Origin of the sequence: Streptomyces sp. NPDC058964 (assembly GCF_042741275.1) — a bacterium.
In the GTDB taxonomy this organism is placed as follows: domain Bacteria; phylum Actinomycetota; class Actinomycetes; order Streptomycetales; family Streptomycetaceae; genus Streptomyces.
Genome location: NZ_JBHYKH010000367.1, coordinates 1 through 9,109, shown reverse-complemented (window position 1 = coordinate 9,109; position 9,109 = coordinate 1). Strand labels below are relative to the sequence as shown.

At 72.4% G+C, this 9,109-nt stretch carries 11 protein-coding genes and 1 pseudogene; 4 read left to right on the top strand and 8 right to left on the bottom strand.

The genetic code is table 11. The features are described from left to right. Positions 1-67 precede the first annotated feature (67 nt). From ACFW2E_RS33275 to ACFW2E_RS33265, 3 genes are all read right to left on the bottom strand, one after another. Positions 68-1,282, bottom strand: a complete 1,215-nt coding sequence (locus ACFW2E_RS33275; RefSeq protein WP_384471543.1) for an acyl-CoA dehydrogenase family protein — start codon at positions 1,280-1,282, stop codon at positions 68-70. A gap of 5 nt (positions 1,283-1,287) precedes the next feature. Further along, the gene (locus ACFW2E_RS33270; RefSeq protein WP_384471540.1) at positions 1,288-2,310 is read right to left on the bottom strand and encodes a phosphotransferase family protein; all 1,023 of its coding nucleotides are present in this window, start codon (positions 2,308-2,310) and stop codon (positions 1,288-1,290) included. Between the two features lie 157 nt (positions 2,311-2,467). Then, entirely contained in the window at positions 2,468-2,767 is a 300-nt protein-coding gene (locus ACFW2E_RS33265; protein ID WP_384471538.1) for a hypothetical protein, read from the bottom strand. Between the two features lie 113 nt (positions 2,768-2,880). On the opposite strand from ACFW2E_RS33265, the gene ACFW2E_RS33260 reads away from it, so the two are divergent. Then, positions 2,881-3,843, top strand: coding sequence for an NADP-dependent oxidoreductase (locus ACFW2E_RS33260; RefSeq protein ID WP_384471535.1), 963 nt, complete (start codon positions 2,881-2,883; stop codon positions 3,841-3,843). Here ACFW2E_RS33260 and ACFW2E_RS33255 read toward each other — a convergent pair. Genes ACFW2E_RS33255 through ACFW2E_RS33240 form a run of 4 tightly spaced genes read right to left on the bottom strand, consistent with a single transcriptional unit; the run spans position 3,840 to position 6,008 of the window. After that, positions 3,840-4,151 (bottom strand): DUF202 domain-containing protein, encoded by a 312-nt coding sequence (locus ACFW2E_RS33255; RefSeq protein WP_384471532.1) that lies wholly within the window; start codon positions 4,149-4,151, stop codon positions 3,840-3,842. The genes ACFW2E_RS33260 and ACFW2E_RS33255 overlap by 4 nt on opposite strands. Further along, positions 4,148-4,540: a YidH family protein gene (locus ACFW2E_RS33250; protein WP_384471529.1), complete on the bottom strand. Its 393-nt coding sequence runs from the start codon at positions 4,538-4,540 to the stop codon at positions 4,148-4,150. Before ACFW2E_RS33250 ends, ACFW2E_RS33255 begins: the two co-directional genes overlap by 4 nt. 10 nt (positions 4,541-4,550) lie before the next feature. Next, positions 4,551-5,078, bottom strand: a complete 528-nt coding sequence (locus ACFW2E_RS33245) for an NUDIX hydrolase (RefSeq protein ID WP_384471527.1) — start codon at positions 5,076-5,078, stop codon at positions 4,551-4,553. 36 nt (positions 5,079-5,114) lie between these two features. Then, positions 5,115-6,008: a DMT family transporter gene (locus ACFW2E_RS33240; protein WP_384471524.1), complete on the bottom strand. Its 894-nt coding sequence runs from the start codon at positions 6,006-6,008 to the stop codon at positions 5,115-5,117. Positions 6,009-6,395: 387 nt separating this feature from the next. Here ACFW2E_RS33240 and ACFW2E_RS33235 point away from each other — a divergent pair, with 387 nt between their 5' ends. From ACFW2E_RS33235 to ACFW2E_RS33225, 3 genes are all read left to right on the top strand, one after another. Then, positions 6,396-7,361 (top strand): hypothetical protein, encoded by a 966-nt coding sequence (locus ACFW2E_RS33235; RefSeq protein WP_384471521.1) that lies wholly within the window; start codon positions 6,396-6,398, stop codon positions 7,359-7,361. Between the two features lie 85 nt (positions 7,362-7,446). Further along, positions 7,447-8,196, top strand: a complete 750-nt coding sequence (locus tag ACFW2E_RS33230) for a molybdopterin-dependent oxidoreductase (protein WP_384471518.1) — start codon at positions 7,447-7,449, stop codon at positions 8,194-8,196. After that, positions 8,180-8,806 (top strand): cytochrome b/b6 domain-containing protein, encoded by a 627-nt coding sequence (locus tag ACFW2E_RS33225; RefSeq protein WP_384471515.1) that lies wholly within the window; start codon positions 8,180-8,182, stop codon positions 8,804-8,806. Before ACFW2E_RS33230 ends, ACFW2E_RS33225 begins: the two co-directional genes overlap by 17 nt. Before the next feature lie 20 nt (positions 8,807-8,826). Here the strand turns inward: ACFW2E_RS33225 and ACFW2E_RS33220 are convergent. After that, positions 8,827-9,060 (bottom strand): annotated as a pseudogene (locus ACFW2E_RS33220) (SDR family NAD(P)-dependent oxidoreductase); the annotation flags it as partial. Positions 9,061-9,109: the final 49 nt, after the last annotated feature.

Sequence of the window (9,109 nt, the reverse complement as noted above, 5' to 3'; positions counted from 1 at the left end):
CCCCTCACCCCGCCGGGGGGGGGGGGGCGCCCGGCCCCCGGGGCGGCCCCCCCCTCACACGGGTTCCTCAGAGGTGCTTCTTCAGCTCGCGCCGCGCCAGCGACCGCTGGTGCACCTCGTCCGGCCCGTCGGCGATCATCAGCGTACGGGCGGCCGCGTACAGTTCGGCCAGCGGGAAGTCCTGGCTGACACCGCCCGCGCCGTGCAGCTGGATCGCCCGGTCGATGATGTCGACGACCGCCCGCGGTGTGGCGATCTTGATGGCCTGGATCTCCGTGTGGGCACCCCTGTTGCCGACCGTGTCCATCAGCCAGGCCGTCTTCAGGACGAGCAGCCGCAGCTGCTCGACCGTCACGCGGGCGTCCGCGATCCAGTTGTGGACCACGCCCTGCTGGGCCAGCGCCTTGCCGAAGGCGGTGCGCGCCACGGCCCGGCGGCACATGAGCTCGATCGCCCGCTCGGCCATGCCGAAAAGCCTCATGCTGTGGTGGATGCGGCCGGGACCGAGCCGGGCCTGGGCGATGGCGAAGCCGCCGCCCTCCTCGCCGATCAGGTTGGACACCGGCACACGCGCGTGGTCGAAGACCACCTCGGCGTGGCCGCCGTGCGAGTGGTCCTCGTAGCCGAAGACCTGCATCGCGCGGCTGACCGTGACGCCCGGGGTGTCGCGCGGGACCAGGACCATCGACTGCTGGCGGCGGATGTCCGCGCCGTCGGGGTCGGTCTTGCCCATCACGATGAAGATCTTGCAGTCCGGGTTCATCGCCCCGGAGATGTACCACTTGCGGCCTGTGATGACGTACTCGTCGCCGTCGCGCTCGATGAGCGTGGTGATGTTGGTGGCGTCCGAGGACGCGACCTCCGGCTCCGTCATCGCGAACGCCGAGCGGATCTCACCGGCCAGCAGCGGCTCCAGCCACTGCTTCTTCTGCCGCTCGTCGGCGAACTGCGCGAGCACCTCCATGTTGCCGGTGTCGGGCGCGGCGCAGTTGGTGGCCGTGGGCGCGAGATGCGGCGAGCGGCCGGTGATCTCGGCGAGCGGGGCGTACTGGAGGTTGGTGAGCCCCGCGCCGTACTCGGCGTCCGGGAGGAAGAGGTTCCACAGGCCCTGCCTGCGCGCCTCCGCCTTCAGCTCCTCGACCACGGCCGGGGTGTCCCAGGGGGACGCCAGCCGTGCGCGCTGCTCCTCCGCCACCGCCTCGGCCGGGTAGACGTGCTCGTCCATGAAGGCGAGCAGCTTGCCGCGCAGTTCCTCGGTGCGCGCGTCGAACGCGAAGTCCATGCCGGTCAGCCTTCCTGGAGAGTGGTCAGTCCGTGGTCGATGAAGACGGGCACCAGCTCGCCGATGCGGTCGAAGCCGCGCCCGACCGTCTGGCCCAGCGTGTAGCGGTAGTGGATGCCCTCCAGGATCACGGCGAGCTTGAACCAGGCGAACGCCGTGTACCAGGAGACGGCGGACACGTCGCGTCCCGAGCGTGCGGCGTACCGCTCGATCAGCTCCCGCGGGGAGGGGTGGCCCGGCGCCTCGGCGGTCGTGGACACCGGCGAGTGAGGCGTCCCGAGCGGCTGGCTGTACATCACCAGCAGGCCCAGGTCGGTCAGCGGGTCGCCCAGCGTCGACATCTCCCAGTCGAGGATCGCCTTGATCCTGTCGTCGCTGCCGATCAGGACGTTGTCGAGGCGGTAGTCGCCGTGCACCACGGCGGGCGCGGGGGAGGTGGGCAGCGCCCGTCCGAGGGCCGCGTGCAACTCGTCGACACCGGCCAGCTCACGGTTGCGGGAGGCGTCCAGCTGCTTGCCCCAGCGGCGCAGCTGACGGTCCAGGAAGCCCTCGGGGCGGCCGAAGTCCTCGAGGCCCACCGCGGCGGGGTCCACCGCGTGCAGCTCGACCAGCGTGTCGACGAGGGACAGCACCGCGTCGCGGGTGCGCTCCTCGCCCAGCGGCGCGAGCTGGTCCGCGGTGCGGTACGGGGTGCCCTCGACGAACTCCATGACGTAGAACGGCGCCCCGAGCACCTCCTCGTCCTCGCACAGCAGCACGGGGCGGGGGACCGGCACGTCGGTCGGGTGCAGCGCGCTGATCACCCGGTGCTCGCGCTTCATGTCGTGCGCGGTGGCCAGCACATGGCCGAGCGGTGGCCGCCGGACGACCCACTTCGAGGTGCCGTCGGAGAGCGCGTACGTGAGGTTCGACCGTCCGCCCTCGATCAGCCGGCCGGTCAGGGGGCCGCTCACCAGACCGGGCCGCTCACGGTCGAGCAGGCCGCGCAGCCGGTCGAGATCGAGTCCGGGCGGGTGGTCGGGGCTCATACATCGCTCCTACGAACGGGTGAACAGGATGCGATTCATGATGCCGACCGGTCGGTATGTCGTCCAGTGGGGGAGCCAAACGTGATCGGAGCCACGATAGGCCGACGGCCCCCCGCGCGGGGCACCGGGGAGCCGCCGACCGTCGGTTTCCGGCCGCTCAGTGGTCGTCCCAGTGGCCGTCGTGCTCGGCGTGCCGGTGCCCGTCGTGCAGGTAGTCGACGTGGTCTCCGTGGCGCACACGCCCGTGCCCGCAGCCCGCGCCGTGCTGGTGGTCGTGTCCCTCGTGCGTGACGTGCTCGGTGGGCTCGCACTCGTCCCAGTGCGAGTCGTGCTCGCGGTGCAGGTGCCCGTCGTGCGCGTAGTCGGTGTGATCGCCGTGCGGAACCGCCGTGTGGCCGCAACCCGGGCCGTGGACGTGTGTCCCGTGCGTGGTGTGTTCCTGGTGGAGGCTGGTCATGGTGTTCACCTTCGGGGGTGCGGGTTGGTGATCACCGACAGGCTGCCACGCGAACGGCGCATATCGGGGCATCCCGGTTGCGTGGCGTGCGATGACCCCGGAGGGTCGGTGCCATGAAGGGCATCAGTTACAGCCGGTACGGCGGACCCGAGGTGCTGGAGTACGGCGAGGTGCGCGACCCGAAGGTCGGCCCCGATTCGGTGCTGGTGAAAGTGCGCGCGGCGGCCGTCAACCCGGTCGACTGGAAGTGCCGCGAGGGCTACCTGGACGGCGTCCTGGACACCGTCTTCCCGGTGGTGCCCGGCTGGGACGTCGCCGGGGTCGTCGTGCAGCCGGGAGTGGCCGTCACGGAGTTCGCCGTCGGCGACGAGGTCGTCGGCTACGTCCGCGAGGACTTCCTCTCCCGTGGCACCTTCGCCGAGTACGTCGCCGCGCCCGTGCGCACCCTCGCGCGCAAGCCGCGCAACCTGTCCTTCGAGGAGGCGGCCGGGCTCCCGCTGGCCGGGCTCACCGCCTACCAGGCGCTCCTCGGGGTCCTGGAGGTGAAGCGGGGTGAGACCGTCCTGGTGCACGCGGCCGCGGGCGGGGTCGGCTCGATCGCGGTGCAGATCGCGGCCCATCTGGGCGCCCGCGTCATCGGTACGGCGAGTGAGCGCAACCACGACTTCGTGCGCGGCCTGGGCGGCGAACCGATCGTGTACGGCGACGGTCTGGCGGAGCGGGTGCGCGGGCTGGCTCCGGAGGGCGTGGACGCCGCCTTCGACACCATCGGCGGCGACACGCTGAGGATCTCGGCGAACCTGCTGGCGCCCGAGGGCCGTCTGGTGTCGATCGCCGATCACGAGGTGCTGAGCTACGGCGGCCGCTACCACTTCGTGCGCCCCGACCCGGAGGACCTGCGCCGGCTCTGCGAGCTGGCGGAACAGGGAGTGGTCACCGTGTACGTCTCCGAGAAGCTCCCGCTGGAGCGGACGGCGGACGCGCAGCGCCTGAGCCAGGAGGGGCGCACCCGGGGCAAGATCGTGGTCACGGTGGACTGGGAGACCGAATCCGCGGAGCAGGAGTACCGGGGCTAGACGACGAGCGCGGCCGCGCACACCGCCGTCGCCACGACGCACAGTACGGCCGCCGTGGCGTGCCGGGGTGTGAGGGTGGCGGGAGGACCGGGCGTGGCCAGGACGCGGATGCGCTGGTGGGCGGTCCACAGGAAGCCCAGCCAGAGGGCGCCGCACAGGGCGCACACGACGATCGCGGTGGCCGACACCCCGCCGTACAGGGCCTTGCGCAGGGCGAGCACGGCCGCGACGGCGTACGACAGCGTCGTGCGCCGCCAAGCGAGCCTGGTCCGCTCCGGCTGCAGTCCCGGGTCGCGCTCGTCGGTCACCCCGCCCACCCGACGAGTACGACGACGACCATGGCGACCGCCACCACCGCGACGACGAGGCTCAGCAGCGCCGGGAAGCGGGACACCGGCAGATCCTCGCCCCGGCGCATGGCCCGCTCACAGCGCACCAAGTGATTGACCGCGCGCAGCGAGCACAGCACTCCCGCCCCGAGCAGCGCGAGCGCCAGCCCGACGCGCCAGCCCCAGCGCAGGTGGGGCAGGAACTGGTCCACCGCGAAGCCGCCGCCGATCAGCGCGAGCGCGGTGCGCAGCCAGGCCAGGAAGGTGCGCTCGTTGGCCAGGGAGAACCGGTAGTCGGGGGTGCTGCCCTCCTGCCGGACCAGGTCTGGCGCGAACCACAGCCGGACGTTCCGTGCGAACTCGATCACGTGCGGCACCCTATCGATCCTGGCGCCGGGCCCGGCGGCGGGCCTTGAGCCGCTCGTACGCCGCCAGCCCGTCGGGCACCCACTCCCAGTCCCCGAGCCGTCGTTCCACCTCGTCCTCGGTCAGGTAGTCGTGCCAGGCGACCTCCTCCAGCTGCGGCCGTACCGGCAGGTCGCAGCGCACCTCGTACACCGCGGACCACCAGGTCCGGCCGGCCCCGTCGTCGTACAGGAACTTGAAGAGGAACGACGGGCGCGCAAGCCCCGTCACCCCCAGCTCCTCCTCGGCCTCGCGCAGGGCCGCGTCGTCGTAGGACTCGCCCGCGCCGACGACCCCGCCCACGAACATGTCGTACATGGAGGGGAAGACCAGTTTGGTCGCGGTGCGGCGGTGGACGAAGATCCGGCCGGCGGGGTCGCGGGCCAGGACGAACGCGCAGCGGTGGCGCAGCCCGCGGTCGTAGGCCTCGCCCCGCGGGGACTGCCCGATGACCCGGTCGTTCTCGTCGACGATGTCGAGGATCTCGTCAGCAGAGCTCATGGACCCATCCAACCAGGGGCCGCGAGCGGGCGGAGGTCAGTGCGGCTGCAGGTCCCGGGCCGGGCTCGCCTCGGCCGTTCCGCGGGGCATCGCCGGGTGCAGGCCGAGCAGGACGATGCCCACGACCACGGCGGCGAGACCCGCCGCCTCCCAGGCCAGTGCCCCGGTGTCGGTGCGCAGCCGGTCGCCGAGGAAGCCGACTCCGCACAGGATCCCGGCGAGCGGCTGGGCGGCGGTCAGGGCGGGCAGGGACATGCGCAGCGGCGCCGTCTCGAACGCGCTCTGCACCAGGATCAGGCCGCTGACGCCGAGCACGAGCACGCCGTACGGCTGCCAGCCGGTGAGCACCTCGCCGAGGCCGCCCTCGGAGAAGCGCTGCCCGCTGACCCTGGTCAGCGCGTCCTGTACGCCGTAGAGCAGCCCGGCGGCCAGGGCCAGCAGCACCGGGGCCCAGGTCAGGCGGGAGCGCTTGGCGAAGGTCGTCAGGACGAGTGCCGAGCCGACCATGATCCCGATGATCAGCCAGTGGCGGAACGGGCTGTTCACGGCGGTGCCGCTGTGCGGCTGTCCCGCGAGGATGAATATCGTCACGCCGCCCGCGAGCAGCGCGAGGCCCGTCGCGCCCTGGTGGCTCAGCTTGTGCTTGGTCTGGTGCCGGGAGAGGGCGAAGGCGAACAGGAGGTTGGTCGCCAGCAGCGGCTCCACCAGGGAGATCTCGCCCTCTCCGAGCGCGACCGCGCCCAGGATCATGCCGGCCACCATCAGGCCTATGCCGCCCAGCCAGCGCGGCACCCTCATCAGGTCGAGCAGCAGCCGGGGCGAGAGGAAGTCGCTGAGCGGTGCCTTCTGGGCGACGTTCTGCTGGAGCACGAACCCGAAGCCCAGACAACAGGCCGCGCTCACGGCGAGAATGAGAACCAGAACCGACACGCTGCGTACCTCGATCATCCGGCCGGGCCACGGGTGCGTTAGTGGCCGACTGTAGCGCTCCCGGAACGCCCTTGCCCCCGGAGTGCCCGGAACCGGGCGGTTGACTCGGCCACGGCGCCCCGTGGGTCACAGGGGATCGGGGGCGACAGTGCGACCGTACGCCCATGGTCTGCCGCCGGGACGTGCGACGCCATGGCGTACGCCACAAGAGTGGCCCGCGCGGCGTTGTCCACTCGAGGTCGCGGGCGCTGTCGGCGGCCTCAAGTTCCCTTTCGGAAAAGGTGGTTGAACCGAGTAATAGTCCGGTTCGGCTTGACGCAAAGTGTTGGCTGAGGGTTTGCTGTGCGTGATCGGTCGATGGCAGCCCGAGAACCAGGAAGTCCCGCGGTGCCCCCACCCCCGTCTCTGCTCGACCCCGGCCCCGAGCGCACGGCCCAGTCCTTCGACGGTGCCCTCGGCGACTCCGAGCTGGTCGTCGCGCGCAACGCGCTGACCCAGGGCCGCTGGCAGGCCACCCGCTCACTGCTGCTGCGTACCGGCGACGACTGGGACCGCAGAGGGCACCGGGTCACCGTCCTCGCCCGGGAGCCCTACGCCGCCGCCTGGGCCCGTGACTGGCTGCAGGCCGAGTCCGGCTCGGCCGACGCCGCCGTGCTGCTCGCCCTGAGCCTGGTGCGCCGCGTCCTGCGCGGCAGGGAGGAACCCGCCGCCGCCCGCACGGCCTGCGCTGCCGCGGCCGCGCTCGAGCCCGCCGACCCGACTCCTTGGCTCGGCCTGCTCCTGCTGGAGCGCGCCGGGCCGGAGGCGGACCGGATCTTCGCCGAGGTGCTCCGCCGCCACCCCGACCACCACCACGCCCACCACCTGATGGTCGCCCGCCTCGCCGAGCGGGATCTCGAGCGCGGGCCGGACCCGCGCCACGAGGTGTACGACTTCGCCCGCCGGGCCGCCGACCGCGCCCCCGCCGACTCCCCGCTCGCCGTCCTGCCGGTCGTCGCGCACACCGAGCGCCACCGTGCGCTGGCCGTGGCCGGCCGGACGCCCGACGATCCCGCCGCCTCGCCGTACTGGTCGGGACGACGGGCCCGCCGCGTCCTGCGCACCGCCTTCCACTGGTGGCTGGAGTGGGAGCGCGACGATCACCCGCGCCATCACGTCGACCTGAACTTCCTCGCCCACGCCATGTCCTGCGCGGGCCGGGCCGGCGAGGCCGCCGCCCTGTTCCGGCGCATCGGCCGGCACGCCACCCCGGCTCCCTGGGCGTACCCGGACCAGGACCCGTGCGCCGCCTTCCGCGCGGCACGGGCCCGCGCGTTCGGCACGGCGCCCGACACGGCCTCCCGGTATCTCTGAAAGGCGCGTAAAAAGTCATTACGGAACTCTGACCAGTCCTCGTGATCCCTGGCCCGACCGGGTCCGGGAGTGCTCGAATGAATACGTGAACTCCGAACAGCCCGAGGAGCGGCGCGAGCGGCGGACGCCCGAGGAGGGCCGCCCGATAGGCCGCCGCGTCCTGCTCGGCACCATCGGCCTCGGCGCCCTCGGCCTGGTCGCCGCACCCACCCTGCAGCGCGGCATGGAGGCCTTCCTCGGCACCGTGTCGGGCAAGGACCCCACGGGCCTGACGGGCCTGCTGCCGAACGGCGGCGGATTCCGCTACTACTCCGTCGCCGCCTCCGTCCCCGACAAGGGCCCCGCGGACTACCGGCTCTCGATCGACGGACTCGTCGACAACCCGCGCACCTACACCCTCGCCGACCTGCGCGCCCTGCCCCAGACCCGGCTGGTCAAGGACGTCCAGTGCGTCACCGGCTGGCGGGTCCCGGGCACCCCCTTCGAGGGCGTACGGCTCTCCCGTCTGCTGGACGCGGCGGGCGTGCGCGCGAACGGCAGAGCCATCCGCTTCACCTGTTTCGACGGCACCTACACCGAGAGCCTCACCCTCGACCAGGCCCGCCGCGCCGACGTCCTGGTCGCCCTGCGCATGCAGGACAAGGACATCGGCCACGACCACGGCGGACCCGTCCGCCTCTACGTCGCCCCCATGTACTTCTACAAGTCCGCCAAGTGGCTCTCCGGCATCACCGTGACCGACCACGTCCAGCCTGGTTACTGGGAGAACCTCGGCTACGACGTCGACGCATGGGTCGGCCGCTCGAACGGACGGACCGATGAGCCTACGAGCTGAGACCCCCGCTCCACCGGACTCCCGCGTCCACCGCTTCACCCCCGCGGAGCGGTGGGTGCACCGCGCCACGGCCGCCCTGATGGGGGTCTGCGTGGTGACCGCGGCCTGCCTCTACGTCCCACAGCTCGCCGTGCTGGTCGGCCGCCGCGAACTGGTCGTGCGCATCCACGAGTGCGCGGGTCTCGCCCTGCCCGTGCCCGTCCTGCTCGGCCTCGCCGCCCGCGCGTTCCGCGCCGACCTCGGCTTCCTCAACCGCTTCGGCCCGCACGACCGGATCTGGCTGCACGCGGCCCTCGTCCGCGACAAGCGGCACTCCTCCCGCCCGGCCGGCAAGTTCAACGCCGGGCAGAAGGTCTACGCCGCCTGGATCGCCGGCGCCACGGTGGTGATGCTCGGCACGGGCCTGATCATGTGGTTCACCCACCTCACCCCGCTGATGTGGCGCACGTCGGCGACCTTCGTCCACGACTGGCTCGCCCTGACCATCGGTATCGTCCTCGCCGGCCACATCGGCATGGCTCTGGGCGACCCGGAGGCCCGGCGCGGCCTGCGCACCGGGACGGTGAGCCGGGAGTGGGCGAAGCGGGAGCACCCGCTCTGGCGGCCCTAGGTGTGCTGACCGGACCGGTCGGTGAGGTTGGTGTCCAGGATCCGGTGCCAGTCCGTGGCCGTGAACTCCACGTGCGTGGCGCGCGGTTGCATGCCCGCGTTGTGGATCAGGATGTCCGGCGGGCCCACCCGCTCCTCGACGTCCGCGTCCCGTCCGTTCAGGACCACCGTGCAGCCGGCCTCCGCAGGGCCCCGGACGAGGGCGAGGCCGATGCCCCGGCTGGAGCCGGTGACCGGGGCGGTGCGGCCGCCGATGTCGAGGACGGGGTGAGCCGTCGTCGTCGTACCGCTCCTAGATCACGAG